This window comes from Streptomyces sindenensis, assembly GCF_014649035.1.
GTDB classification, from domain to species: Bacteria; Actinomycetota; Actinomycetes; order Streptomycetales; family Streptomycetaceae; genus Streptomyces; species Streptomyces sindenensis.
Window position 1 is genome coordinate 1 of record NZ_BMSG01000008.1, and the last position, 25,212, is coordinate 25,212.

General features: G+C 72.4%; 22 protein-coding genes. 5 read left to right on the forward strand and 17 right to left on the reverse strand.

The annotated features are described in order from the left end of the window. Positions 1-246: 246 nt before the first annotated feature. The 13 genes from IE145_RS11840 to IE145_RS11900 all read right to left on the reverse strand — a co-directional run bounded on the left by IE145_RS11840 (position 247) and on the right by IE145_RS11900 (position 17,826). Positions 247-804 (reverse strand): GNAT family N-acetyltransferase, encoded by a 558-nt coding sequence (locus IE145_RS11840; protein WP_189520887.1) that lies wholly within the window; start codon positions 802-804, stop codon positions 247-249. After that, on the reverse strand, positions 782-3,022 hold the full coding sequence (locus IE145_RS11845) for an MMPL family transporter (RefSeq protein ID WP_189520888.1): 2,241 nt from the start codon (positions 3,020-3,022) through the stop codon (positions 782-784). The genes IE145_RS11840 and IE145_RS11845 overlap by 23 nt, the downstream gene beginning before the upstream one ends. A gap of 190 nt (positions 3,023-3,212) precedes the next feature. After that, entirely contained in the window at positions 3,213-5,315 is a 2,103-nt protein-coding gene (locus IE145_RS11850) for a phosphocholine-specific phospholipase C (protein ID WP_189520889.1), read from the reverse strand. Positions 5,316-5,449: 134 nt separating this feature from the next. Then, the gene (locus tag IE145_RS11855; RefSeq protein WP_229825519.1) at positions 5,450-6,745 is read right to left on the reverse strand and encodes an arsenic transporter; all 1,296 of its coding nucleotides are present in this window, start codon (positions 6,743-6,745) and stop codon (positions 5,450-5,452) included. 74 nt (positions 6,746-6,819) lie between these two features. After that, on the reverse strand, positions 6,820-8,328 hold the full coding sequence (gene gatB, locus IE145_RS11860) for an Asp-tRNA(Asn)/Glu-tRNA(Gln) amidotransferase subunit GatB (protein ID WP_189520890.1): 1,509 nt from the start codon (positions 8,326-8,328) through the stop codon (positions 6,820-6,822). A 17-nt stretch (positions 8,329-8,345) separates the two neighbouring features. Next, the gene (locus tag IE145_RS11865) at positions 8,346-8,579 is read right to left on the reverse strand and encodes a hypothetical protein (protein ID WP_069738393.1); all 234 of its coding nucleotides are present in this window, start codon (positions 8,577-8,579) and stop codon (positions 8,346-8,348) included. Positions 8,580-8,584: 5 nt separating this feature from the next. After that, entirely contained in the window at positions 8,585-10,078 is a 1,494-nt protein-coding gene (gatA, locus tag IE145_RS11870) for an Asp-tRNA(Asn)/Glu-tRNA(Gln) amidotransferase subunit GatA (protein ID WP_189520891.1), read from the reverse strand. Between the two features lie 6 nt (positions 10,079-10,084). Next, entirely contained in the window at positions 10,085-10,381 is a 297-nt protein-coding gene (gatC, locus tag IE145_RS11875) for an Asp-tRNA(Asn)/Glu-tRNA(Gln) amidotransferase subunit GatC (protein WP_003966094.1), read from the reverse strand. 182 nt (positions 10,382-10,563) lie between these two features. Continuing rightward, the gene (locus IE145_RS11880; protein ID WP_189520892.1) at positions 10,564-12,744 is read right to left on the reverse strand and encodes a putative bifunctional diguanylate cyclase/phosphodiesterase; all 2,181 of its coding nucleotides are present in this window, start codon (positions 12,742-12,744) and stop codon (positions 10,564-10,566) included. A 417-nt stretch (positions 12,745-13,161) separates the two neighbouring features. Continuing rightward, positions 13,162-15,393 (reverse strand): NAD-dependent DNA ligase LigA, encoded by a 2,232-nt coding sequence (gene ligA, locus IE145_RS11885; RefSeq protein ID WP_189520893.1) that lies wholly within the window; start codon positions 15,391-15,393, stop codon positions 13,162-13,164. Positions 15,394-15,425: 32 nt separating this feature from the next. Next, complete coding sequence (locus IE145_RS11890; protein WP_189520894.1) at positions 15,426-16,454, reverse strand: methionine synthase; 1,029 nt, start codon at positions 16,452-16,454, stop codon at positions 15,426-15,428. A 45-nt stretch (positions 16,455-16,499) separates the two neighbouring features. Then, entirely contained in the window at positions 16,500-17,189 is a 690-nt protein-coding gene (locus IE145_RS11895) for an SDR family oxidoreductase (RefSeq protein ID WP_189520895.1), read from the reverse strand. Between the two features lie 97 nt (positions 17,190-17,286). Continuing rightward, entirely contained in the window at positions 17,287-17,826 is a 540-nt protein-coding gene (locus IE145_RS11900; RefSeq protein WP_189520896.1) for an LOG family protein, read from the reverse strand. 130 nt (positions 17,827-17,956) lie between these two features. Between IE145_RS11900 and IE145_RS11905 the strand changes: the two genes are divergently transcribed. Both IE145_RS11905 and IE145_RS11910 read left to right on the forward strand, forming a co-directional pair. Next, positions 17,957-18,292: a DUF427 domain-containing protein gene (locus IE145_RS11905; RefSeq protein WP_189520897.1), complete on the forward strand. Its 336-nt coding sequence runs from the start codon at positions 17,957-17,959 to the stop codon at positions 18,290-18,292. 77 nt (positions 18,293-18,369) lie between these two features. Continuing rightward, on the forward strand, positions 18,370-19,173 hold the full coding sequence (locus tag IE145_RS11910; protein ID WP_189520898.1) for an alpha/beta fold hydrolase: 804 nt from the start codon (positions 18,370-18,372) through the stop codon (positions 19,171-19,173). Positions 19,174-19,316: 143 nt separating this feature from the next. Here the strand turns inward: IE145_RS11910 and mnmA are convergent, their stop codons facing one another. Beyond that, on the reverse strand, positions 19,317-20,453 hold the full coding sequence (gene mnmA / locus IE145_RS11915) for a tRNA 2-thiouridine(34) synthase MnmA (protein WP_189520899.1): 1,137 nt from the start codon (positions 20,451-20,453) through the stop codon (positions 19,317-19,319). A 61-nt stretch (positions 20,454-20,514) separates the two neighbouring features. Here mnmA and IE145_RS11920 point away from each other — a divergent pair, with 61 nt between their 5' ends. Further along, complete coding sequence (locus tag IE145_RS11920) at positions 20,515-21,252, forward strand: N-acetylmuramoyl-L-alanine amidase (protein ID WP_189520900.1); 738 nt, start codon at positions 20,515-20,517, stop codon at positions 21,250-21,252. A 75-nt stretch (positions 21,253-21,327) separates the two neighbouring features. Here IE145_RS11920 and IE145_RS11925 read toward each other — a convergent pair whose 3' ends face one another. From IE145_RS11925 to IE145_RS11935, 3 genes are all read right to left on the reverse strand, one after another. Next, positions 21,328-22,497: a cysteine desulfurase family protein gene (locus IE145_RS11925; protein ID WP_189520901.1), complete on the reverse strand. Its 1,170-nt coding sequence runs from the start codon at positions 22,495-22,497 to the stop codon at positions 21,328-21,330. Positions 22,498-22,726: 229 nt separating this feature from the next. After that, positions 22,727-23,110, reverse strand: coding sequence for a DUF4190 domain-containing protein (locus IE145_RS11930; RefSeq protein ID WP_189520902.1), 384 nt, complete (start codon positions 23,108-23,110; stop codon positions 22,727-22,729). An 85-nt stretch (positions 23,111-23,195) separates the two neighbouring features. Next, positions 23,196-23,351 (reverse strand): hypothetical protein, encoded by a 156-nt coding sequence (locus IE145_RS11935; protein ID WP_189520903.1) that lies wholly within the window; start codon positions 23,349-23,351, stop codon positions 23,196-23,198. 116 nt (positions 23,352-23,467) lie between these two features. Here IE145_RS11935 and IE145_RS11940 point away from each other — a divergent pair, with 116 nt between their 5' ends. Together IE145_RS11940 and IE145_RS11945 are read left to right on the forward strand one after the other, a co-directional pair. Next, positions 23,468-24,094, forward strand: coding sequence for a TetR family transcriptional regulator (locus IE145_RS11940; protein WP_189520904.1), 627 nt, complete (start codon positions 23,468-23,470; stop codon positions 24,092-24,094). 204 nt (positions 24,095-24,298) lie between these two features. After that, positions 24,299-25,183: a DUF2268 domain-containing putative Zn-dependent protease gene (locus tag IE145_RS11945; RefSeq protein WP_189520905.1), complete on the forward strand. Its 885-nt coding sequence runs from the start codon at positions 24,299-24,301 to the stop codon at positions 25,181-25,183. The last annotated feature ends 29 nt before the right edge of the window (positions 25,184-25,212 follow it).

The following is a 25,212-nucleotide window of genomic DNA, read 5'->3' on the forward strand; positions in this document are numbered from 1 at the left end:
GACCACGAAGATCACCGCCGTCGACTACAAGCAGCAGTTGATCAGTTACCCAACACTTTCTTAGGCGGGCCCGTCCGGCGCCCGAGGGGTGGGCGGGGGCCTTAGGCCTACGCGGGTGCTCAGCCGGGTCAGCCGCCGGCCGGGGTGCCCGCGCTGGGCAGGGAGACGAAGAGGCCGAGGTACATGCCCGCCGAGACCCCAGGGGCCCCGATGGGAGCCCCCTTGACGCCGGGCGTGCGCCGGAGCTCAGCGCCCTGCGCGGGCCTTCCACTCCGGGGCGAGGACCGACCAGACCTCGGAGTCGTGGCGGACGCCCCGGTAGAGGTAGTTCTGCCGGAGCACCCCGTCCCGGGTCATGCCCAGCCGCTTCGCCACCGCGATCGACTTCGTGTTCGCGGCGGAGGCGACCCACTCGACGCGGTGCATGCCGCGCTCGTGCACCGCCCAGTCGATCAGCCGCTCGGCGGCCCGGGTGATCAGGCCGCGGCCCTGGGCCGCCGGTTCCAGCCAGACGCCGATCTCGCAGTTGCCGGAGGCCGTGTCGAAGATCCGGAAGAGGACGCCGCCGACGAGGGTGCCGTCCAGCCAGATCCCGTACAGCCGCCCGGTGTCCGCGGCCTGCTTCTCCGCGTACCGCCGGAGCAGGTCGCGGGCGGTCTCCCGGTCCGTGGCGAAGGAGGCGAAGGGGATCCAGGGGTCGACCAGCTCGCGGGCCCGGTCCATGTGGGCGAGGAACTCCTCGTCCTGCCAGATCTCCAGCGGCCGCAGCTCCGCCTTGTCGTCACCCAGGGATATGGCGAACATCGTGCTCCTCCTCCGTCCGCGCGACGCCCTCCTCGGTGGCGCGCGCCCCGGGGATCTTCGCATGGAGCGGTACGCAGTCGGGCGGCTCGATGGAGATCCGGGGCAGCCGCTTGTCCAGCCAGCCCGGCAGCCACCAGTTCGCGCCGCCGAGCATGTGCATCAGGGCGGGCACCAGCAGGGTGCGCAGGACGAAGGCGTCCAGGGCGACGGCGGTGGCGAGCGCGATGCCGAACATGGCGATGACCCGGTCGCCGCTGAGCACGAAGGCGAGGAAGACGGAGATCATGATCACGGCGGCGGAGTTGATGACCCGGCCGGTCTCGGCGAGGCCGACCCGTACGGAACGCCGGTTGTCGCCGGTCTCCAGCCACTCCTCGTACATCCGGCCGACCAGGAAGACCTGGTAGTCCATGGAGAGGCCGAAGAGGACGGAGACCATGATCACGGGGAGGAAGGGTTCGATGGGCCCGGCGCTGCCGAGGCCGAGCAGTTCGCTCCCCCAGCCCCACTGGAAGACGGCCACGACGACGCCGAAGGAGGAGGCGACGGCGGCCACGTTCATCACGGCGGCCTTGATCGGGATGCCGATGGACCGGAACGCCAGGAGCAGCAGGAGGCAGCCGAGTCCGATGACGACCCCGACGAACAGGGGCAGCTTCCCGACGATGATCTCGGCGAAGTCGTCGTAGCTCGCCGTCACCCCGCCGACATGGGCCTCCAGCGAGGTGTTGGCCTGGACCGGCGGCAGCACGTCGCCCCGGATCCGGTCGACCAGCTCGCTGGTCTCCTGCGACTGGGGCGAGGAGTCGGGGACGACGGTGAGGAAGGCGGTGTCGCCGCCGCTGTTGTACGTGACCGGGCTGACGGACGCGACGCCTTCGGTGGTGCGCAGTTTCTCGGGCAGCGAGTCCAGGGCGAGCCGGTCGTCCGCGCCGTCGAGCTGGGCGGCGATGGTGAGGGGGCCGTTGACGCCGGGCCCGAAGCCGTCGGCGAGCACGTCGTAGGCCTGCCGGGTGGTGGCGGTGGCCGGGTTGTTGCCCTGGTCGGACGTGCCCAGGTGGAGGCCGAGGGCGGGCAGGGCGAGCACCAGCATGACGACGGCCGCGACCCCGCCGAGGAGCCTCGGGTGGCGCTCGACGAAGGCGGACCAGCGGGCGGCGAAGCCGGTGGGCAGTTCGGGGCGCGGTCCGTGTTCGGCGAGCTGCCGGCGTTCGCGGCGGCTGAGCGCCCGCATCCCGATGAGGGAGAGCAGGGCGGGCAGCAGGGTGACCGAGGCCAGCACGGTGAGGACGACGGTGAGCGAGGCGGCGATGGCGACGCCGTTGAGGAAGTCGAGCCGCAGGATCAGCATGCCGAGCAGGGCGATGCAGACGGTGACCCCGGCGAAGACGACGGCGCGGCCGGTGGTCGCGACGGCGTTCTGGGCCGCTTCGGGCACGGACATGCCGCGCCGGAGTCCTCTGCGGTGCCGGGTGACGATGAACAGGGCGTAGTCGATGCCCACGCCGAGCCCGATGAGCATGCCGAGCATCGGGGCGAAGTCGGCCACGGTCATCAGGTGGCCGAGAAGCACGGTGCCCGCGTAGGCGGTGCCGACGGAGACGAGGGCGGTGGCGATGGGGAGCAGGCTGGCGGCCAGGGAGCCGAAGGCGAGGAAGAGCACGACGGCCGCGACGATCACGCCGATGCCCTCGGCGAAGTGGACGGAGGGCGCTTCGGTGAGGGCGACGGCGGTGCCGCCCAGCTCGACCTGGAGCCCGTCGGCCTCGGCGGCCTTCGCGGTGTCGACGAGGGCCTGGGCCTGGGCGGCGGGGATCTCGTCGGCGGGGCGGTCGAAGGTGACCGTGGCGTAGGCGGTGTGGCCGTCCTGGCTGATCTGGCCGGGGCCCGCGGTGCCGTAGGGGCCGGTGACCGCGCCGATGCCCGGCAGGTCCTCGATCGCGTGGAGCGTGCGGGTCATCGTCTGTTCGACGTCGGTGGCTGTGACCGTGGAGTCGGCGGTGTGCCAGACGACGGTGTCGGTGTCGCCGCCGAGGTCGGTGAAGCCGCGGGAGAGCAGCTCGGTGGCCCGGCCGGATTCGGTACCGGGGACCTCGTAGTCGTTGGAGTACGCCGAACCGGCGATGCCCGCCGCCGCGGCGGTGCCGCCGAGGGCGGCGAGCCAGATGAGGACGGCGACGAGGCGGTGCCTGATGCACCAGCGGGCGATGGCAGCCAACGGACGAGCTCCCTGCGGGTTCGAGGACCTTTACCCGCAGATGACGTGATCTGCCCGTAAACGTCTCATGACCTGAGGCCGCCAACTCTGACAGCAGATCGTGATCCTTTGTCCGTTTCGTGGCCATGGTCACAGGGCCTGATCTGCCCCTTATACGGGACAGATCAGGCCCGTCGGCCGCCGCGGTCGGTCAGCCCGAGACGCTCTCCCGGCCGTTCTCGATGTGCCCCATGAGCCGCCGCCGGAAGCCGTCCTCCCCGTCGACGGTGATGTCGAGGTCGTACCAGCCGTGGGCGTCGGCCGCCGAGTGCACCAGCGACCGGCTGCGGCCCGGCTTGACCGTGACGCGGCGGGTCCAGTCCCGTACGTCGTCCTCGTCGACGTAACCGAGCGGCCGCACCAGGAAGGTCAGCGGGCGGCGGCCGGTGTTGCGCAGCGTGAGGTGGATGTCGCGGTCGCGGTGGTCGATGCGGCCGGCGACCTCCGCTCCCCCGTCGGCCGGTCCGGCGAACTCGCGCCGGAAGCCGTTCGGCCCGGTGACCGTGAAGCGGTACGTCTTCCCCGGCACCGGGACCGTCCAGTGCGCGCGGCCCCGGACGTCCTTGTGCTGCGGGGCCGGGAACTCGCCCGCGTACGGGTAGAGCGCGAAGTGCGCCGACGACCGGCCGCTGTTCTCCAGCTCCACCCGCAGTCCGTCCTCCACCCGGCGCGCCCGGGCGTCCGGCCGGTAGGGCAGCGGGCGCGCCGGGCGCAGGCCGGGCTCCTGCTCGGGGAGGTGCTGGACGGCGGGCGGCTTCGGCTGCCAGCGGCCCTCGAAGGGCGGGATGGCTCCGGGGCTCTGCACGGCGGGCTGCCGGCGGGCCCGGGTGAAGTCGAAGGCGGAGGTGAGGTCGCCGGTGACGCGGCGGCGCCAGTCACCGATGTTGGGCTCCTTCACCCCGGTCCAGCGCTCCAGGAAGCGGATCACGGAGGTGTGGTCGAAGACCTCGGAGCAGACGTAGCCGCCGACGGTCCACGGCGAGACGACCAGCAGCGGCACCCGGATCCCGAGGCCGGTCGGGCGGCCCTCCCACTGCTCCTCGGTCACCTCGGGGGGTGCGACGGGCGGCGGGACGTGGTCGAAGAAGCCGTCGTTCTCGTCGTAGTTGATCAGCACGGCGGTGTGCCGCCAGACGTCGGGGTGCCTGCCGAGCGCGTCGAGGATCTTGTAGACGATGGTGGCGCTGTGCACCGGCGAGGAGGTGCTCGGGTGCTCGGAGTCGATCGCCGAGGGGACCAGGTAGGAGACCTCCGGCAGCGTCCCGGCCGCCACGTCCTTGGCGAACTCGTCCGCCAGGGTCCCGGTGGGCACCCGGCGCAGCCCTCGCTCGAACAGGCTGCGCTCCTGCTTGGTGAGCGTGGCGACACCCTCCTCGAGCAGCCCGAGCAGCCGGGCGCGCTCGGCCTCGGAGGCGCCGCGGACCTTGGCGTAGAAGGCTTCCATGTACGTGTGGTCGCCGGTCTTGGCCAGGGCCTTGCGGGCGATCGCCTTGAAGGTGGCGTAGAACTCGATCTGGTTGTCGGTGAAGTTCTCCCACTCGGTGTACGTCCGCCACGTGCGGCCCGCCTTCTCCAGCCGCTCGGCGTAGGTGGACCAGTCGTAGCCGGGGTGGGTGCCCTCGTTGTAGGCGTCGTTGCCGACGGCCCGTTTCCCGTTCGCCTCGAAGCCGGTCCTGCCGCTCCACAGGTGGTTGCGGTTGGGGCTGGTGGAGGTGTGGATGGAGGAGTGGTAGGCGTCGCAGACGGTGAAGGTGTCGGCGAGCTCGTAGTGGAGCGGGATGTCGCGGCGGTCGTAGTACGCCATCGTGGCCGCGGTCTTCGCGCTGATCCAGCCGTTCATCCAGCCGCCGCCCCAGGCCTTCGCGCCGCCGTTCCAGGAGTGGTCGAGGGCGCCGATGTACTGGAGGTCCTTCTTCTGTTCCTCGGCCGCGCCGCGTACGGGGAAGGGCAGCACGGCGGAGCCGGCCGGCCCGGGCTGCTCGAACACGGTCCCGCCGGTGGGCAGCTCGATGGCGTTGCGGTCGCCGAATCCGCGTACGCCGCGCAGGGTGCCGAAGTAGTGGTCGAAGGACCGGTTCTCCTGCATCAGGATCACCACGTGCTTGATCGACCCCAGCCCGCCGGACCCCGCGTGGGCGGGCTGCGCGGCGATGGCGGCCTGGAGCGACGGCGGCAGGAACGATCCGGCCGCAGCGGCGCCGAGTGCGCCGCCGCCCAGCGCGAAGAGCCGTCGCCGTGACATGTCCGTGGTCAAAAGAGCCTCCTGGTCGCGGTGGTTACAGCCGGGAAGCTAGTCAGACCGGGTGGCGGCGGGAAGGACTGCGTACGGCCCGGTGGTGAACGTCCAAGAGGTCCGACCCGAAAGTCCAACCCGGAGTGACCGCGTCCTCACACCCCGACGAGGTGCAGGGACCCCCAGAGGGCGAGGGTGGAGGCCAGCAGCGTCGCCGGTACGGTCGCGATCCCCAGCCGGGTGAAGTGGCCCAGCTCGGGGGCGTCCCCGTGCACGTGCAGGATGCGCCGCCACAGGAGCGTGGCCAGCGATCCGACGTACGTGAGGTTCGGCCCGAGGTTCACCCCGATGAGGGCGGCGAGCAGTGGTCCGGGCCCGGCCGCCGCGACGATCGGCAGCAGAGCGAGGATCGCGGGCAGGTTGTTGATCAGGTTGGCGAGCAGGGCCGCGACCACGGCGACGCCGAGGAGGGCGGGCAGGGTGTCGCCGTCCGGCAGCAGGGCGGCGATCCCGTCGCCGAGGCCGTTGTCGACGACCGCCCGGACGACGACGCCGAGCGCGAGGACGAAGAGGCAGAACAGCGGGTTGGCCGAGCGGACGACGGCGAGCGGTGTGGTCTCCCGCTTGGCGAGCGCCCGTACGGCGAGCACCAGGGCCCCCGCCAGCGCCGCCCAAAGCGGCTCGGCCCCCTCGAACGAGGTGACGACGAACCCGGCCAGGGTCAGCGCCAGCACGACGAGCGTGAAGACGGGGACCGGTGTGCGCTCCGCCCCGGGATCCGGCGCGTGCGCCCCGGCGGCCAGGTCGTCCCGGAAGGCCCGGCGGAAGACGACGTACTCGACGGCGATGGCGGCGAGCCACGGCAGCGCCATCAGCGCGGCGAACCGGGTGAAGGAGAGACCGCTCGCGGTGAACGCCAGGAGATTGGTGAGGTTGGAGACGGGGAGCAGGAGGGAGGCGGAGTTGGCGAGGTGCGCGCAGGCGTAGACGTACGGGCGGGGCCGGGCGCCGACCCGGGCCGCCGTGGCGAGGACGACCGGGGTGAGCAGGACCACGGTGGCGTCCAGGCTGAGCACGGCGGTGACGGTCGAGGCGACGACGAAGACCCCGCCGAGCAGGGGCCGGGTCTGCCCGCGACAGGCGCGGGCGACGAGATCCCCGGCGGCCCGGAACAGCCCTTCGTCCGCGCAGAGCCGGGCCAGCACGAGGATCGCCGCGAGAAACCCGACGACGGGCAGCAGCTCGCCGACCTGTTCCCGCGCCTCGGGCCAGGACACCGCGCCCAGGGCCACCACGAGCACGGCGGCGGGCACGGCGACGGTCGCCTCCGGCAGGCCCCGGGGGCGCAGGACGGCGAAGGCGAGGACGCCCAGGAGCAGGGCGAAGGAGACGGTCTCGGCGGTGACGGTGTTCAGGGGGGTCTCTCGGAGCGAGGGTCCACGAGGGTTCACGGATGAAGGGGCGGTGCGCCCGCGAGTACGTGAGTACGTACGGGTGCACCGCCCCTTCGGGGACGATCGGGTGATCAGCCCTCGACGCCGAGCTTCTCCAGGATCAGCTCGCGGACGCGCGCGGCGTCCGCCTGGCCCCGGGTGGCCTTCATGACCGCGCCGACGAGCGCGCCCGCCGCCGCGACCTTGCCGCCGCGGATCTTGTCCGCGATGGCCGCGTTGCCCGCGATGGCCTCGTCGACGGCCGTGGACAGCGCGCCCTCGTCGGAGACGACCTTCAGGCCGCGCTTCTCGACGACGGTGTCCGGGTCGCCCTCGCCCGCGAGGACGCCCTCGATGACCTGGCGGGCCAGCTTGTCGTTGAGGTCGCCCTTGGCGACGAGCGCGGCCACCCGGGCGACCTGCGCCGGGGTGATCGGGAGCTCGTCCAGGCCGCGGCCGGTCTCGTTGGCGTTACGGGCGAGCTCGCCCATCCACCACTTGCGGGCCTGGTCCGAGGGGGCGCCCGCCTCGATCGTGGCGACGATCAGGTCGACCGCGCCCGCGTTGAGGATGGACTGCATGTCGTGCTCGGAGACGCCCCACTCCTCCTTGAGCCGCGCCCGGCGCAGCCGGGGCAGCTCGGGGAGGCCCTTGCGCAGCTCCTCGACCCAGTCGCGCGCGGGCGCGACGGGGACCAGGTCCGGCTCGGGGAAGTAGCGGTAGTCCTCGGCGTTGTCCTTGATGCGGCCGGCCGTGGTGGAGCCGTCCTCCTCGTGGAAGTGCCGGGTCTCCTGCACGATCGTGCCGCCCGAGGACAGCACGGCGGCGTGCCGCTGGATCTCGAAGCGGGCGGCCCGCTCGACGGAACGCAGCGAGTTCACGTTCTTCGTCTCGGAGCGGGTGCCGAACGTCTCGGTGCCGTTGGGGCGCAGCGACAGGTTGACGTCGCAGCGCATCTGGCCCATCTCCATGCGGGCCTCGGAGACCCCGAGGGCCTTGATCAGCTCGCGGAGCTCGGCGACGTACGCCTTGGCGACCTCGGGGGCGCGGGCCCCGGCTCCCTCGATCGGCTTGGTGACGATCTCGATGAGCGGGATGCCGGCCCGGTTGTAGTCGAGCAGGGAGTGGGACGCGCCGTGGATACGGCCGGCGGCGCCGCCGACGTGGGTCGACTTGCCGGTGTCCTCCTCCATGTGGGCGCGCTCGATCTCCACGCGGAAGATCTCGCCGTCCTCCAGCTGGACGTCCAGATAGCCGTTGAAGGCGATCGGCTCGTCGTACTGCGAGGTCTGGAAGTTCTTCGGCATGTCCGGATAGAAGTAGTTCTTCCGGGCGAAGCGGCACCACTCGGCGATCTCGCAGTGGAGCGCGAGCCCGATCTTGATGGCCGACTCCACGCCGATCTCGTTGACGACCGGCAGCGCGCCGGGCAGTCCGAGGCAGACCGGGCAGGTCTGGGAGTTGGCGTCCTGCTTCAGCTCCGTGGAGCAGCCGCAGAACATCTTCGTCTTGGTGCCGAGCTCGACATGGACTTCGAGGCCCATGACGGGGTCGTAGGACGCGAGCGCGTCCTCGTACGACACCAGGTCAGTGACAGTCACGGTGAAACTTTTCCCTCTCAGCCCAGCAGAACGTCGTCGTCGCCGAGACGCTTCAGTTCGCGATAGAGGATCGCGAGTCCGGTGACGATGGCGGCCGCGGAGACCGCCGCGTCGACGAGCCGCAGCACGTCGTTGTCGTTGCGGGCGAGCTTCGCCTGCTTGGCGACGCTGATCGCGCCGAACGCGGTGCTGCCGAGCGAGACGTACAGCCCGGTCTTGGACTTCTTGAAGTTACTGGCCTTCTTTGCCATGGCACTCACAGCGACGGAGCCTCCTCAAGCAGCGGGTGCCCCCACTTTTGCACGAAGGCGGCCTCGACGGCCGCTCCGACCTTGTAGAGCCGGTCGTCCTTCATGGCGGGGGCGATGATCTGCAGTCCGACCGGCAGACCGTCCTCGGGGGCCAGGCCGCAGGGCAGCGACATGGCGGAGTTGCCGGCCAGGTTGGTGGGGATGGTGCACAGGTCCGCGAGGTACATCGCCATCGGGTCGTCGGCGCGCTCGCCGATCGGGAAGGCGGTGGTCGGGGTCGTCGGGGAGACGATCACGTCGACCTGCTCGAAGGCCTTCTCGAAGTCCTGGGTGATGAGCGTGCGGACCTTCTGGGCCGAGCCGTAGTACGCGTCGTAGTAGCCGGAGCTGAGCGCGTACGTGCCCAGGATGACGCGGCGCTTGACCTCGTCGCCGAAGCCCGCCTCGCGGGTGAGGGCGGTGACCTCCTCGGCCGACTTCGTGCCGTCGTCGCCGACCCGCAGGCCGTAGCGCATGGCGTCGAAGCGGGCCAGGTTGGAGGAGCACTCGGAGGGCGCGATCAGGTAGTACGCGGAGAGCGCCAGGTCGAAGGACGGGCAGTCCAGCTCGACGATGTCGGCGCCCAGCGACTTCAGCAGCTCGACCGACTCGTCGAAGCGCTGGAGGACACCGGCCTGGTAGCCCTCGCCGCGGAACTGCTTGACGACGCCGACGCGCATGCCCTGTACGGAGCCGTTGCGGGCGGCCTCGACGACCGGCGGGACCGGGGCGTCGATGGACGTCGAGTCCAGCGGGTCGTGCCCGGCGATGGCCTCGTGCAGCAGCGCCGCGTCCAGGACCGTACGGGCGCAGGGCCCGCCCTGGTCGAGGGAGGACGAGAAGGCGACCATGCCGTAGCGGGAGACGCCGCCGTAGGTGGGCTTGACACCGACCGTGCCGGTGACGGCGGCGGGCTGGCGGATCGAGCCGCCGGTGTCCGTGCCGATGGCGAGCGGGGCCTCGTAGGAGGCGAGGGCGGCGGAGGAGCCGCCGCCGGAGCCGCCGGGGATCCGGGTGAGGTCCCAGGGGTTGCCGGTGGGGCCGTAGGCGCTGTTCTCGGTGGAGGACCCCATGGCGAACTCGTCCATGTTGGTCTTGCCGAGGATGACGACGTCGGCGTCGCGCAGCTTCCGCGTGAGCGTGGCGTCGTACGGCGGGACCCAGCCCTCAAGGATCTTGGAACCGACGGTGGTCGGCATGTCCTTGGTGGTGAAGATGTCCTTCAGCGCGAGCGGGACGCCGGCCAGCGGGCCGAGCTTCTCGCCCGCCTCACGCTTGGCGTCCACGGCACGGGCCTGGGCGAGCGCGCCCTCGCGGTCGATGTGCAGGAAGGCGTGCACCTTCTCGTCGACGGCGTCGATCCGGGCGAGGTGCGCCTCGGTGACCTCGACGGCGGTCAGCTCGCCGGAGGCGATCTTCGCGGCGATCTCGGCCGCGGTGAGCTTGATGATGTCCGTCATGGCTGTTTAGTCCTCCCCCAGGATCTGCGGCACCTTGAAACGCTGCTGCTCCTGGGCCGGGGCGCCGGAGAGCGCCTGCGCGGGGGTGAGCGACGGACGGACCTCGTCCGCGCGCATGACGTTGGTCAGCGGCAGCGGGTGGGAGGTCGGCGGTACGTCTTGGTCGGCGACCTCGGAGACGCGGGCGACCGCGCCGATGATGTCGTCGAGCTGACCGGCGAAGTGATCGAGCTCTTCGCCCTTCAGCTCCAGACGCGCCAGCCGGGCGAGGTGGGCGACCTCCTCGCGCGTGATGCCAGGCATGCAGCGATCCTCAGGGGTTGGTGTGTGGTTTTGGCTGGGGGTCGGTGGCACATTTCCACCGTCCGGCCGAAGGACGGGCCGGTGGAAATGTGCCACCGACCCCCAATCCTATGGGGTCTCCCGGGGGCGGGTGCCCCCGCCCGATCGGGCTACGCCTCTGCCTGGTCCGCTCCCCGGGATCTTCAGGGGGCGTCCGGCTCCGCCGCGCTGTTCACCGCTCCGTTCACCGCGCCGTTCAGCGACCCGTTCATCGAGCCGGTCGCCGAGGCCGTCGCCGACCCCGCGGCGGCCGCGGCCTGGGCCTTCAGCTCGGCGGGCCTGCGCCAGCCGTGCTCGCCGCGCGCCCGCAGCCAGGCCGTGGTCTCCTGCGGCGGCATCGCGGCCGCCACCAGCCAGCCCTGCACCGCGTCGCACCGCAGATCCCGCAGCCGCTCCCACGTCGTATCGTCCTCGACGCCCTCGGCGACGACGACCAGGCCGAGCGAGTGGGCCAGGTCGATGGTGCAGCGGACGATCTCCGCGTCCTCGTGGTCGACGGCCAGCCGGGCCACGAACGAGCGGTCGATCTTCAGCTCGCTGACCGGGAGCCGGCGCAGGTGGACCAGCGAGGAGTAGCCGGTGCCGAAGTCGTCCAGCGACATCTTCACGCCGTGCGCGGTGAGTCCCGCCAGGGTGTCGGCGGCGCGCTGCGGATCCTCCAGCAGCACGTGTTCGGTGATCTCCAGTTGGAGCGCTCCCGCCGGCACGCCGTGGCGGGCGAGGCGGGCCGCGACGCCTCCCGCGAAGCCGGGGGTGTGGACGTCGCGCGGGGAGACGTTGACCGCGACGGGCACGCACAGGCCCTGCGCCCGCCAGCGGGCGACCTGGGCGAGCGCGGTCTCCAGGACGTACTCCGTGAGGTGCGGCATCAGGCCGGAGGACTCGGCGATGGCGATGAACTCGTCCGGGGGGACCCGGCCGCGCTCCGGGTGCACCCAGCGCACCAGGGCCTCAAGCCCTGCGACCTGCCCGTCGAAACGGACCTTGGGCTGGTAGTGGAGTTCGACCTCGCCCGCGTCCAGAGCGCGGCGCAGATCGCCGAGGAGCCCGAGCCGGTCGGGGGTGTTGCTGTCCCGCTTGGACTCGTAGACCTCCACGCCGGAGCGGTCCCGCTTGGCCTGGTACATCGCGACGTCCGCCCGGCGCAGCAGTCCTTCGGCGTCCAGGGCGTGGTCGGGGTAGACGGCGACCCCGGCGCTGGCCTCCAGGACGAGGGTGAGCCCGTCGAGGTCGAGCGGCGAGGACAGCTCGGCGACGAGATGGCGGGCGACCTGCTGGGCGCTGGTGGTGGAGTCGGTGTGCGGGAGCAGGACCGCGAACTCGTCGCCGCCGAGGCGGGCCGCCTCCGCGCCGCGCGGCAGGGCGAGCCGCAGTCGCTCCGCTATCTGGAGCAGCAGCCGGTCCCCGGCCAGGTGGCCGAGGGTGTCGTTGACCGCGCGGAAGCGGTCCAGGTCGATGAGGACCAGCGCGGAGCGGGTTCCGATGGACTCGGCGTCCTCCAGCGCCGACCAGGTCCGCTCCAGCAGCCACTGGCGGTTGGGCAGCCCGGTCAGCGGGTCGCGCAACTGCTCCTCCGCGCGGGCGCGGGCGATCCAGAGCGTGGAGTCCAGGGCGATCAGCGGCACCGCGAAGAGCGGCAGCAGGATGGGCATGGACATCGCGACGGCGCAGATCAGCGGGGCGAGCCCGAGGAGCGCGACGGCGACGAGCCCCTGGCGCAGCATCGCGGTCCGGGCGATGGTGGGCAGCCCGCCGTTGTGCGGGGCCTGGGTGTACCACAGGAGGACCCGGGTGACGAGCAGGTACGTCGACGCGGTCAGGAGCAGCTCCGGGACGGCCGCGATGCCCCAGTCGAGTGGCCGCCAGGGCTCCTCGACGGTGGGGACCACGCCGAACGCGGCCAGCACGAGCGCCGCGGCGCCGATGCCGAGCATGTCGACGCCGCCGTGCAACAGCCCCTGCCACCAGCGGTGCCGGCGGGCGGTCCCGACGAGCACCACGACGGCGAGGCTGACCAGGACGGCCGGCAGCCAGCCGTACAGCAGGAGCACGGCGAGGGTGAGGGCGGCGCCGGAGCCGGTGCCGCCCCACCAGCGGTCGCGGCCGAGGGCCACCAGATGGCCGACGATGGTCCCGGTGAGCACGGCGAAGGACCAGCCGACCACCCCGTCCGGGAACAGCGCGTGGCCCTGCTGGACCGTCCGGTAGGACCCGGCCACCAGCAGTAACGCGGCGATCCCCACGACCACGGCTCCCGCCGGGGGCGTGAGGCCGACGAAACCTTGCAGCCGCGACACCGGGGCGGCGCTCTCGGTCGGTTTCATTCCGTCCCTCTCACAGCCGGCGGTGCCGATGACCCTCGGTGGCGCCCGATTCCGTGGCGCCACGGCCCGTCGAGGGGCCGTGCACGGCGGGCGCACCTCTCAACAGTAGGCCGCGAAAGGCTTCCAGGGGCAGCGCTCTACAGCTCTTGCCCGAATGCGAACCGACCACCCGTCACCATCTGCTATTGGTCCGAACGAGTGGTACGGCAGGGCCATTCGGGGAGTGACCGACCCTACTTCACCCCTCTGCCCTGTTTCCTTCCCCGCCCGGGCCGCGCCACGCCGGGGCATCGTCTCGAAGGCGTCTCGATCCGGGGAACGGGCGGCGAACGGCGGCCCGGCGGGCGGTCACTCCCCGTTCACACCCCCGGCTACGCCCCGTCCGCACCCCCGCCTACGCCCCTGTCCGCACCCCGCCTACGATCCGCTGTCCTCCGGGGCGGCCTCGGGCCCGGCTTCCGGGACGGACAGGGCGGCTTCCCGGGCGCGTTCGGGGCCGTCCTGGAGCAGGATCGCGAATCCGTCCTCGTCCAGCACCGGCACCTTCAGCTGCATCGCCTTGTCGTACTTGGAGCCGGGGTTGTCGCCGACGACCACGAACGCGGTCTTCTTCGACACCGATCCGGTGACCTTGGCGCCGAGCGTCTGGAGCGCCTCCTTGGCGCCGTCGCGGGTGTGGCCGGCGAGGGTGCCGGTGACGACGACGGTGAGCCCTTCGAGGGGGCGGGGGCCCTCGTCCTCGTCGGAGCCCTCGTCGGCCATCCGCACCCCGGCCTCGCGCCACTTGCGCAGGATCTCGCGGTGCCAGTCCTCGGCGAACCACTGCTTGACGGAGGCTGCGATGGTCGGCCCGACGCCGTCGGCGGCGGCCAGCTCCTCCTCGGTCGCCTCGTCGATGCGGTCGACGGACCGGAACTGACGGGCCAGTTCCTGGGCGGCGACCGGGCCCACGTGCCGGATCGAGAGGCCGGTGAGGATCCGGGCGAGGGGCGCTTCCTTGGCGGCGGCGATGCCCTCCAGCATGGCCACCGCGTTCTTCTTCGGCTCGCCCTGCTGGTTGGCGAAGACCGTCGCGATCTTCTCCTCGCCGGTCTTCGGGTCGCGCTTGGGCAGCCCGCTGTCCTGGTCCAGGACGTACGCCCGGATCGGCAGCAGTTGCTCGATGGTGAGGGAGAACAGATCGCTCTCGTCCTTGAGGACGGGCTCGGCGGGCTCCAGCGGGCAGGTCAGGGCGGCGGCGGCCACATAGCCGAAGTGGTCGATGTCGAGGCTCTTGCGCCCGGCGAGGTAGAAGACGCGCTCGCGCAACTGGGCGGGGCAGGTGCGGGCGTTGGGGCAGCGGAGGTCGATGTCGCCCTCCTTCATGGGGCGCAGCTCCGTCCCGCACTCGGGGCAGTGGGTCGGCATCTCGAAGGGCTTCTCGGTGCCGTCGCGCTTGTCGACGACGGGGCCGAGGATCTCCGGGATGACGTCGCCCGCCTTGCGCAGGACCACGGTGTCCCCGATGAGGACGCCCTTGGCCTTGACCACGTTCTGGTTGTGGAGGGTGGCGAACTCGACTTCGGAACCGGCCACTTCGATCGGATCGACCTGTGCGTACGGGGTGACGCGACCCGTACGCCCGACGCCGACGCGGATGTTGACCAGCTTGGTGTTGACCTCTTCGGGGGCGTACTTCCAGGCGATGGCCCAGCGGGGGGCGCGCGAGGTGGAGCCGAGGCGGCCCTGGAGCGGGATCTCGTCGAGCTTGACGACGACGCCGTCGATCTCGTGCTCCACGGAGTGCCGGTGCTCGCCGAAGTACGCGATGAACTCCCTTACGCCGGCGAGGGAGTCGACGACCTTGTTGTGCTGGGCGGTGGGCAGGCCCCAGGAGTGGAACAGGTCGTAGGCCTGGGAGAGGCGGTCGATGCTCAGGCCCTCGTGGGCGCCGATGCCGTGCACCACCATGTGCAGCGGGCGGCTCGCGGTGACCTTGGGGTCCTTCTGCCGCAGCGATCCGGCCGCCGCGTTGCGCGGGTTGGCGAACGGCTTGTCGTCGGCGGCGACCAGCCGGGCGTTCAGCTCCTCGAAACCCTCCATGGGGAAGAAGACCTCGCCACGGATCTCGACGAGCGCGGGGACGTCCTCGCCCTTGAGGCGGTGCGGGATCTCGGCGATGGTGCGGACGTTGGGGGTGATGTCCTCGCCGGTGCGGCCGTCGCCGCGGGTGGCCGCCCGGGTGAGGCGGCCGTGCTCGTAGGTGAGGTTGACGGCGAGGCCGTCGACCTTCAGCTCGCACAGGAAGTGGTGGTCGGGGGTGCCGGTCTCCCTGGCGACGCGGTCGGCCCAGGCGGCCAGTTCCTCGTCGTCGAAGGCGTTGTCCAGGGAGAGCATCCGCTCGCGGTGCTCGACGGAGGTGAACTCCGTGATGTAGGGCCCGGCGACCTTCTGGGTCGGGGAGTCCGGGGTGCGGAGCGCCGGGTGCTCCTTCTCCAGGGCCTCCAGGGAGCGCAGCAGCCGGTCGAACTCGGCGTCGCTGACGACCGGCTGGTCCTTCACGTAATACCGGAAGCGGTGCTCCTCGATCTGCTCGGCCAGCAGCGCGTGCTCCTCCCGCGCGTCCGCCGGGACAGAACTGTCCTGCTCCACCCGCTCTTCGCCCGCCATCGTCCCGTCCTCCTGTGTACCCGTCGTCCCCGTCACTCAGGGTTGTCCGCGAGCGACTTCGCCGCCCGGGCGCTGTGGGCGAGCGCGGTACGGGCGTACGCGGGCGACGCACCCGCGAGGCCGCACGACGGGGTGATCGTGACGGACTCGGCGAGAGTCCCCGGATTCAGCCCCAGCCTGCGCCACAGCGTCCTGACTCCCATGACGCTACCGCCCGGGTCCGACAATCCCTCCGAAGCCGCGTCGGTGGAGGGCACCACGCCCAGGAAGAGGTGGGTGCCGCCCTCGACCGCTTCCCCGATCGTCTCCTCCTCACGCTCGGTGAGCAACGAGAAGTCGAGCGAGATACCGTCGGCCCCGGCCCGGCGCAGCAGCGCGACGGGCACCTCGGGGGCGCAGGAGTGGACGAGGGTCGTCCCGTCCTCGCCGGCCGCCGCGAGGACGTCGCGCAGGGTCGCCTCGACGATCTGGCGGTCGACGGCGCGGTAGGTGCGGTAGCCGCTGGCCGAGCGGACCCGGCCCAGCAGGACGGCGGTCAGGGAGGGTTCGTCGAGCTGGAGGACGACGTTCGCCCCGGGCATCCGGCGGCGGACCTCCGCGAGGTGGGCGCGGAGCCCCTCGGCCAGGGATCCGGCCAGGTCACGGCAGGCGCCCGCGTCGGCCAGCATGGCTTCGCCGCCGCGCAGTTCGAGGGCGGCGGCGAGCGTCCAGGGCCCGACCGCCTGGACCTTGAGCAGCCCCTCGTACCCCTGGGTGAACTCCTCCAGGGCGTCCAGGTCCTCCCCCAGCCAGGAACGGGCCCGGCGGGTGTCGCGGCCGGGCCGGTCGCTGATCCGCCAGCCGCTTGGCTCGACGTGTCCGTACATCTCGACGAGCAGGCCGACGCTCCGGCCGATCATGTCGGCGCCCGGCCCGCGCGCGGGCAGTTCGGCCAGATACGGCATGCCCTGACCGTCGGCGAAAGACCCGGTGACGGTCTTCGCCGCCTCCCTCGCGTCTCCCCCGGGCATCGAACCGATGCCGGTCGCCGGACACCCGCTGAACTTGCTCTTCTCGCTCACCCGGGAAGCCTACGGTCACCGGCGGGGCGTCCGCTCGCCAGGGCGTCAGCGGCCGGGCCGGACCGTGAGGTCGTTGACCTCGGCATCGCGCGGCAGGTCGATCGCCATGAGGATCGTGGTGGCCACCGACTCGGGGTCGATCCAGCGCTCGGCGTCGTACTCCTTGCCCTCCTGCTGGTGCACCTTGGCCTGCATGGGGCTGGCGGTGCGGCCCGGGTAGACGGAGGTGACGCGCACCCCGTTGCCGTGCTCCTCGTGGCGCAGCGAGTCGGCGAGCGCCTTGAGGCCGTGCTTGCTCGCGGCGTACGCGCTCCACCCGGCATGGGCGTTCAGTCCGGCGCCAGAGTTCACGAAGAGGACATGGCCCCGGGCGACGCGGAGTTGCGGCAGGAGAAGGCGGGTGACCTCGGCGGGGGCGATCAGGTTGGCGTCGATCTGGAAGTGCCAGGCCTTGGGGGTGAGCTCCCCGACCTCGCCGAGTTCGACGACGCCCGCGATGTGCAGCAGGGTGTCGATCCGCTCGGGCATGGTCTGCTGGCCGAACGCCCAGGACAGCCGGTCGGGGTTCCCGAGGTCGCCGACGAGCGTGCGCGCGCCCGGATAGCGCTCGGCGAACTCCTTGGCGCGGCCGGCGTCGCGGGCGAGCAGGACGAGGTCGTCACCGCGCTCCTGGAGACGGCGGGCGACAGCGGCGCCGATGCCGGAGCCGGCGCCGGTGATGAGGTGGGTAGCCATGGATCGATCCTAGATCCGGGCCTCTTACCTGCGACCGGCGGACTCCTCCGGGTGGACGAGCGGCCATCCCGGATCAGGCCGCTCACTTCAGGGCCGCTCACTGGAGTCCGGCGGCCTCCTCCAGGTAGGCGAGCGCACCGACGCCGTCCTTGGCGAAGAAGACGAGGTCGGTCAGGGGCAGCGGCAGGAAGCCCTCGTCCTCCATACGCTGGAACTGCTGGCGCAGGCCGTCGTAGAAACCCGCCGTGTTGAGCAGGACGACGGGCTTGGTGTGCTTGCCGTGCTTCTTCAGCTCCAGGATCTCGGTGGCCTCGTCGAGCGTCCCGGTCCCGCCGACCATGATCACCACGGCGTCGGCCTTCTCCAGGAGGAGCGCCTTGCGCTCGGCGAGGTCACGGGCGATGACCATCTCGTCGGCGTTGGTGCGGGCCTTCGCGGCGAGGAAGTCGACCGATACGCCCACGAGCCGCCCGCCCGCCGCCTGCACGCCGTCCGCGACGACCTTCATCAGCCCGCTCTCCGATCCGCCCCAGACGAGGGTGTGCCCGCCTCGGCCGAGCAGCTCGGCGAACTCGCGGGCCGGCACGGTGTAGCGGTCGTCGAGGTCGGCGGCGGAAAGGAAGACGCAGATGTTCATGGGGCCACCGTACGACCCGCCTCGGACACTCCTCCGTTCCGGGGACGGATCACGGGCCGATCACGGGCCGATCAACACAGGGGTTCGGCGTACGGGGAAGAACCCGGCCCCCTACGCCGCTGATACAGGCATGACTGCAACCCGAGGACACCGCATCACCGTCGAGCAGGGCACCGAGCACGTCCGGGTCGTGCACGACGGACAGGTGCTGGCCGAGAGCCGCCGCCCGCTCGTGCTCCGCGAGACCGGCTGTCCGGTCCGCTACTACCTGCCGCCCGAGGACGTCCGCACCGAACTGCTCGCCCCGTCGGACACCTCCACCCACTGCCCGTTCAAGGGCGACGCCTCATACTGGTCCCGGCCCGGGGCCGCCGATCTCGTCTGGGCCTACCCGGACCCGAAGCCCGAAGTCGCCGCGATCAAGGACCACTTCTGCTTCTACGCCACGGAGACGGTGGCGGACTGATCCTCGATCCGCTCGCCCGGGAAAGTTTTTCTCCGGGCGAGCGATGAGTTTTCCGGGCCGCCCCGGTCTCCCCTCCCATGGACAGGATTCTCTCCGCCGACGGCACGCCGATCGCCTACCGCCGCCAGGGCGAGGGACCGCCGCTGGTGCTGGTCGGCGGGGCGCTGAGCGCCGCGGCGACCGACGCCGTGCTGGCCGCTCTGCTGGCACCGCGCTTCACGGTGGTCACCTACGACCGGCGGGGCCGGGGCGCCAGCGGTGACACCGGGCGCTGCACCGTGGCGCGGGAGGTCGAGGACCTGGCCGCCGTCGTCGGTGCGGCCGGGGCGGGCACGTCGGTGTTCGGGATGTCCTCCGGCGGGGCGCTGGCCCTGGAGGCGGCCGCCGCCGGGCTGCCGGTGGAGCTGCTCGCCGTGTACGAGCCGCCCTACACGCCGGGGACGTCCGGGCTGCGGTTCAAGGCCCGCTGCACGGCCCGGCTGCGGGGGCTGCTGGCGGCCGGGGACCGGGGCGGGGCGGTGGAGCTGTTCCTGTCCCTGACGGGGGTCGCCGAGGAGACGGCCGCCCGGATGCGGCGCACCCCGGTGTGGGCGGAGCTGGAGGCCATCGCGCACACGCTGGCGTACGACGACGCACTGCTGGGCGACGGGGCGATCCCCGCCGAGCGGTTCTCGGCCGTCACCGCCCGGGCCCTGGTGATCTGCGGGGGCTTCAGCAGCGCCCCGGCACGGGCGGCGACCCGGACACTGGCCGAAGCCCTGCCGCGCGGCCGGCACCGCACGCTGACGGGCCAGATGCGCGAGGTGGCGCCGCAGGTGCTGGCGCCGGTGCTGACGGAGTTCTTCGCCAGGGACGTGTACGCGTACGGGCGGGCGTCGTAGGACGTGTACGTGTACCGGCGGGCGTCGTAGGACACGTACGCGTACCGGCGGGCGCGTCGTAGGACACGTACGCGTACCGGCGGGCGCGTCGTAGGACACGCACACGTGCCGGTGGGGGCCGTGGCCGGTACGCGGCGCCGGTCTCAGCCGCCCGCCGCCACCCGTTCGCGGCGGACCGTCGTGGCGATGGTGGCCGAGCCGACCACGCGCGTGCCGTCGTAGAGGACGACCGCCTGGCCGGGGGCGACGCCCCGGACCGGCTCGGTGAAGGTGACGTGCAGCTCGGAGCCGTCGACCAGCTCGGCGGTGACCTCGGTCTCGCCGCCGTGGGCGCGCAGCTGGGCGGTGTACGTCCCCGGGCCGGACGGGGGTGTTCCGCACCAGCGGGGCTTGATCGCGGTGAGGGCGGTGACGTCCAGGGCCTCGACGGGGCCGACGGTGACCGTGTTGTTCACCGGGGAGATGTCGAGGACGTAGCGCGGCTTGCCGTCGGGGGCCGGGTGGCCGATCTTCAGGCCCTTGCGCTGGCCGATGGTGAAGCCGAACGCGCCCTCGTGGGTGCCCAGCTTCGTACCCGACTCGTCGAGGATGTCGCCCTCGGCCGGGCCGCCGAGACGGTCGGCGAGGAAGCCCTGGGTGTCGCCGTCGGCGATGAAGCAGATGTCGTGGCTGTCGGGCTTCTTGGCGACGGCCAGGCCCCGGCGCTCGGCCTCGGCGCGGATCTCGTCCTTGGTGGTGAGGGTGTCGCCGAGCGGGAACATGGCGTGGGCGAGCTGCTTCTCGTCCAGGACGCCGAGCACATAGCTCTGGTCCTTGGCCATGTCGGACGCACGGTGCAGCTCGCGGCTGCCGTCCTCGGTGAGCACGACCGTGGCGTAGTGGCCGGTGCAGACGGCGTCGAAGCCGAGGGCGAGCGCCTTGTCGAGCAGCGCGGCGAACTTGATCTTCTCGTTGCAGCGCAGGCAGGGGTTGGGCGTGCGCCCGGCCTCGTACTCCGCGACGAAGTCCTCCACGACATCCTCGCGGAAGCGTTCCGCCAGGTCCCAGACGTAGAACGGGATACCGATGACGTCGGCCGCGCGGCGGGCGTCCCGGGAGTCCTCGATGGTGCAACAGCCGCGCGCGCCGGTCCGGAAGGACTGGGGGTTCGCGGACAGGGCGAGGTGGACACCGGTCACGTCGTGGCCCGCCTCGACCGCGCGGGCGGCGGCGACGGCGGAGTCCACGCCGCCCGACATCGCGGCGAGGACACGCAGGGGGCGCTGGGAAGTCTGAGTCATAGCCCCTCCAGGGTACGGGTCACCGGGAACCGAACGCTCACGGATAAGCGTTGACGACCACATGGGGAAGAACGGGAGCACCCGGGCCGGGCGAAAGCCGTCGGGAAAGCCTTCGCGGAAGAAGCCGGCGGACGGCGTCAGCCGCCGCGCGCTGCTGATCGGCGGTGGCGCGGTGGCGGCCGCCGGTACCGCCGCCGTGCTCGCGCGCGACGAGGTGAAGCGCCTGTGGTGGCAGGTCCCCGGCGTCGAGAAGCCCCGGAAGCCGGGCGAGCTGGACTACCCGGGAGCGACCTGGGTGGCCGCGTCGGAGGCGAACTGGCGGCGCGCGGACCGGCCCGACGACTTCCGCGTCGACCGGGTGATCATCCATGTCACCCAGGGCAGCTTCGCCAGCGCGGTGAAGGTGTTCCAGGACCCCGCGCACCGGGCCGCGACGCACTACATCGTGGGGCAGGACGGGCGGGTGGTGCAGATGATCCGCGAGCTGGACGTGGCGTACCAGGCGGGCAACCGCTCCTACAACGAGCGCGCGGTCGGCATCGAGCACGAGGGGTTCGTGGACCGGCCGAAGGACCTCACCAAGGAGATGTACGCGGCGTCGGCGCGGCTCACGGCGTCGATCTGCGCGCGGCACGGCATACCCATCGACCGGGAGCACATCATCGGGCATGTGGAGGTGCCGGGCACCGACCACACCGACCCGGGGCCGCACTGGGACTGGGACCGGTACATGAAGCTGGTGCGGCGGGCCGCGACGGCCCCGCCGAGCCCCACGCCCTCGCCGACGGCGAAGGCGTAGCGCCTCTGGGGGGCGGCCCTCGTCAGTTGAGCCCGGCGTGCGCGCCCCCAGCTGAGCCCGGCGTGCGCGCCCGCCTCAGCTGAGTCCGGCCGTCCTCGCCCGCTCGACCGCCGGGCCGATCGCCTCGGCCAGCGCCTTCACGTCGTCCTCGGTCGAGGTGTGGCCGAGCGAGAAACGCAGGGTGCCCCGGGCCAGGTCCGGATCGGTCCCGGTGGCCAGGAGTACGTGGCTGGGCTGGGCGATCCCGGCGGTGCAGGCGGAGCCGGTGGAGCATTCGATGCCCTGTGCGTCCAGCAGCAGGAGCAGGGAGTCGCCCTCGCAGCCGGGGAAGCTGAAGTGGGCGTTGGCGGGCAGGCGGCCGGCCGGATCCGGGTCGCCGCCGAGCACGGCGTCCGGCACGGCGAGGCGCACGGCGGTCACGAGCTCGTCGCGCAGGGCGCCGACCCTCCGGGCGAACTCCTCGCGCCGCTCGGCCGCCAGCCGTCCGGCGACCGCGAAGGAGGCGACGGCGGGCACGTCCAGGGTGCCGGAGCGGACGTGCCGCTCCTGGCCGCCGCCGTGCAGCACGGGCACGGGGGTGTGGTCGCGGCCCAGCAGCAGGGCGCCGATGCCGAACGGGCCGCCGATCTTGTGCCCGCTGACCGTCATCGCGGCCAGTCCCGAGCGGGCGAAGTCGACCTCCAGCTGACCGAAGGCCTGGACCGCGTCGGCGTGCATGGGGATCCCGAACTCCGCTGCCACCGAAGCCAGTTCCCGTACCGGCATGATCGTGCCGATCTCGTTGTTGGCCCACATCACGGTGATCATCGCGATGTCGTCGGGGTTGCGGAGGATCGCCTCGCGCAGGGCCTCGGGATGGACACGGCCGTGCCGGTCGACGGGGAGGTGGTCGACGTTCGCGCCCTCGTGTTCGGCGAGCCAGTCGACGGCGTCGAGGACGGCGTGGTGTTCGACGGGGCCGGCGAGGACCCGGGTGCGGCGGGGGTCGGCGTCGCGGCGGGACCAGTAGAGGCCCTTGACGGCGAGGTTGTCGGCCTCCGTGCCGCCGGAGGTGAACACCACCTCGCTGGGGCGGGCGCCGAGGGAGTCGGCGAGGGCTTCTCTGGACTCCTCGACGGTGCGGCGGGCCCGGCGTCCGGCGGCGTGCAGCGAGGACGCGTTGCCGGTGACGGAGAGCTGGGCGGTCATCGCCTCGATCGCTTCGGGAAGCATCGGGGTGGTCGCGGCGTGGTCGAGGTAAGCCATGGTGGGGCCGATTCTACGAGCCCGGGGTGGGGCGCATGCCGGGCGCGTCACGGCCCGGCCCCCGCGCACGCTTCAAAGGGGGCGGCGGACCGGCGCGAAGGGCGGCCGAGGACCCCGGCCCGGAGCCCGATCCGGTACGGGGAGAGCGGCTCGCGGGTACGCGTGGAGGCGTGCGTTTCCGCCGCCGATGCTCCGGGCGGCGGCTCGCGGGGCCGCGAGGGGCCGTACGTCAGCCGCCGACGCTCCAGGCGACCGTGCCGTTGGCGGTGACCAGGGCGGCGAGCACGGCGAGATCGGCGACGCCCAGGGCGAGTCCGAGCCAGGCACGTCCGCGACGGCGGGTGTGACGGACCAGGGCCAGCAGCCCCATCACGATCGCCGTGGGCCCGAGCACGATGTTGAAGACCAGCAACCCGACCAGCCCGAGGACGAACGAGGCGACGGCGAGACCGTCCGCCTCACGGCCGGGGGCCCGGCGCGGAGCGGCGTCGCGGATCTCCTCCGGTTCCGGCACCGCGCCCGGGTCGACGACGCCCTTGCCGACGTTCTTGTCGATGCCCTTGTCAGGGGCCGCGTCCGTGCGGCGGGTGCGGTCGATGAGGGTGAGGGTCATGGTGCGAGCTCCTTCGGATCGGTCCGGGAAACGGCAGGCTCGGCGGGTGCGGGTGCGGGTGCTGCGGATCGGTGCGTGCGGCGGGTCAGTGAAGGCGGCGCGACGCGCGCTCGCGTACGGCGAAGATCAGCAGCCAGCAGCCGATCACAGCCGCGGCGGCCAGGCTCAGCGGCAGCGGGAGGTGGGCGACCGCCCCGAGGAGGATTCCCAGCAGGAGCAGCGCGGCGACGAGGACGAGCACGGCGGAACCTCTCTGTGCGACGACGAAGGCCGTTCGGAGTACGAGTGTTCACTGACTTGAAAGTCTAAACCCCGCACCCTTCCCCTGACTCGGAGAACGGTTGTTTACTGAATGGCATGAGTCACACTCCCGTCGGCGTTCGCCGGACCCAGAAGCTCAGGACGCGCCAGGCCCTCCTGGACGCGGCGCTCGACCTCCTGGAGCACCAGAGTCTGAGCAGCCTGGGACTGCGGGAGGTCACCCGGGCCGCCGGGGTCACCCCGACGGCCTTCTACCGGCACTTCGAGGACACCGCGGCGCTCGGCGTGGCCCTGGTCGAGGAGACCCTGGGCAGCCTGCACGGGCTGATCGCCGCGGTGCTCGCGGAGACGGGCGACAGCGAGGAGCGGCTGGACCGCAGCGTGGCGGTGATCGCGCGTCATGTCGGCGCGCAGCCCGCCCACTTCCGGTTCATCGCACGGGAGCAGCACGGTGGGGTCGGCCCGGTGCGCGCGGCCATCGCGGCTCAACTGCGGCGGTTCGCCGAGGAGGTGGCGTGCGCGCTCGGCCAGGAGCCGGGGTCCGCCGGCTGGAGCGAGGAGGACCTGCTGATGCTCGGCGGCCTCTATGTGGACCACATGGTGATCACCACGTCGACCCTGCTGGAGGCCGGGCCGGAGGGTGAGGCGGAGGTCGTCCGGGTGGCCCGGCGGCGGCTGCGACTGGTCACCATCGGCCGGGCGCACTGGCTGGACGAGGGCTGACCGCCCCCCACCGCTCTTGGCCCCTGGACGCCCCAGGGAACGCCCCGGTCACCCCCGGCCGCCCTGGACGGCCCATGGAACGCCCCCGGCCGCCCTGGACGGCCCATGGAACGCCCCCCGCCGCCCCCGGCCACCCCGGCGCTCCTCGGTCTCCCTCGGTCGCCCTTGACCCTCCCGTAACAGGAGGCTCTACGGTCCCCGGGTATGAAGATCGTCGTCCATGACACCGCGTCCGCCCTGCTCGACCTCCTGCACCGCCCCGTGGCCCAGCGGCCCGACGCCCTGCGCGAGATATTCGCCCCGTTGCAGGAGGTGATGTCCGGGGTGGGGGTCGGCGACCTGGTCGAGACGCACCGCGCCGGCAGCGGATTCCCGATCGACCGGGACGACCCGCGCCTCCTGCCCGCCCTGGGCCGGATGCGGGAGGCCGGGGTGTGGCGGCGGGTCGAGGACTCCCTCGCCGCCGCGCGGGAGCTGCTGGGCGCGGCGGCGCCCGGGGTGCGGACCGCCGGCACGGTGCATGTGGTCCTGGTGCTCGGCGACCCGGACGACCCGCTGATGGCCCTCAATCAGGGGTACTTCGGCCTCGGCGGCATCCCGGGCGCGATCCTGCTGATGATGTGGCCCACCGGGACCGCTCTGGCCAAGATCGAGCACGCCGCCGCCCATGAGCTGCACCACAACGTCCGCTACGCCAACGTGGCCTGGGACCCGATGGCGGTCACGGTCGGCGAGCAGGTCGTGGCCGAGGGGCTGGCCGAGGCGTTCGTGCGGGAGCTGGCCGGCGAGGCCGCCATGGGCCCCTGGACGGCGTCCCTGCGCGGCCCGGAGCTGGACGAGGTCTGCGCGAAGGTGGCGGCCGGGATCGACGTGGCGGGGATGCGGAACCTGTCCCCGTACGTGTTCGGCGACCGCACCGCGTTTCAGCTGGGGCAGCGGCCGGTGGGGCTGCCGGACTTCGCCGGGTACGCGGCCGGGCTGCGGTTCGTGGACGCCCACCTCGCCGCCACCGGGCTGACCGCCGCCGCGAGCGTCGCCCTGCCCGCCCGGCAGATCCTCGGACGCGCGGGCGTGGCCACGAGCGCGTGACCGGCCGGCCCGCGCCCGCCGCGCCCCGG